Genomic DNA, 1,350 nt, shown 5'->3' with positions numbered 1-1,350 from the left:
TAACATCTATGGACGCCCCGTTTTGTGCAAGTAAAATATCGTGACAGTTTAGGTTTGCAGCCATCTATACGGATTCTAGTTGGAGACTTGCTCCGATCACTGGATGAGAGCCGCTGATTCGGACCTAATCATTTGTAGCGTTCTCAAAGGAACGTTGTTAGGGCCAGGTTGACCGAATCTAAGGTGTACCTATTTGTCATCAATGTAGTTTTACCTGCGCAAACCAAGATCGCCTCAAAATTCTAAGCGGTAACTTCTTGATATCGCTCGCCTTTCGTTAATAGAGCCCATACGATTCGGGCCAATTTGTTGGCCAGCGCCACAATCACCGTGTTTCTATGACACCTGGTCTGCAGCTGCCTTAGCCAAGCTGTGACCGGTCGCCGAGGGTTCATATGTCTTAGAACCGCTCTAGCACCGTGTATCAGCATTCGTCTTAAGTAGGCATCACCTCGTTTACTGATCCCTATTAATCGGGACTTTCCTCCCGTCGAGTGCTGCCTTGGCACCAGGCCCAACCAAGCCGAGAATTGACGGCCGGACTTAAATGATTGTGCCCGCCCCACTGTCGCTACAAGAGCGGATGCCGTGAGTCGACCAACTCCTGGTATCTCCTCCAGCCTTTTTACAGTTTCATCCCGTTGCCCTTGAAGCTCGATTTGTCGGTCTAAATCTGCCACCTCAGACTCTATAAACTTCAATCGATCCATCATCCGATGTACTTGTTGCGCCGTGATGACCGGAAGGCGGGACTCAGCCTCGCTGTAACGTTGTTCAAACCACTTGTGCAGGTTTCTCGGGCCCGTCGGTACTGCCAACCCAAACTCACCAAGCGTGGCTCGAATGCGATTGATAAGCGCCGTACGATCTCTTACCAACCCTTCTCGGTCCCGGTGAATAAGAAGGATTGCTTGTTGATCCTCAGATTTTATATCAACATAGCGCATCGTAGGTCGAGTCACTGCTTCACAAATGGCTTCAGCATCAATAGCATCGCTTTTATTGGTTTTCACATAGGGCTTAACGTATTGAGGTGGAATTAATCGCACCTCATGCCCCTGTTTAACTAGCTCTCTGGCCCAGTAATGAGAACCTCCACATGCTTCCATCCCTACCAAACAGGGCTTCAAGGTGGCAAAAAATTTCAGCAATGATGACCTATTAAGCTTTCGTCTGACGCAAACCTTCTCCGTTTCGTCTGTCCCATGCACATGGAAAACGGACTTTGCTAAATCGATACCGACTACGCTCAACTCTTTCATTTTCTTACCCTCCACTGTGGCTTAGTCACTTAAGACTAGCCGACTAGAGAGGGGCGTCCATCTCATTATTTGTATATCGCGCATGCGC

At 48.7% G+C, this 1,350-nt stretch carries 1 protein-coding gene; it reads right to left on the bottom strand.

All coding sequences use genetic code 11. The features are described 5' to 3' along the window. Nucleotides 1-242 precede the first annotated feature (242 nt). Entirely contained in the window at nt 243-1,262 is a 1,020-nt protein-coding gene (locus tag EDC38_RS16325; RefSeq protein ID WP_123639583.1) for an IS110 family RNA-guided transposase, read from the bottom strand. Nucleotides 1,263-1,350 lie beyond the last annotated feature (88 nt).

The organism is Marinimicrobium koreense (assembly GCF_003762925.1).
GTDB classification, from domain to species: domain Bacteria; phylum Pseudomonadota; class Gammaproteobacteria; order Pseudomonadales; family Cellvibrionaceae; genus Marinimicrobium; species Marinimicrobium koreense.
Note: the sequence above shows the minus strand (reverse complement) of the source record. Positions and strands in the feature narration are given on the sequence as shown.

Bases quoted from the DNA above. Each gene is read 5' to 3' on its own strand.
- EDC38_RS16325 (WP_123639583.1), bottom strand. From the start codon at position 1,262: ATGAAAGAGTTGAGCGTAGTCGGTATCGATTTAGCAAAGTCCGTTTTC.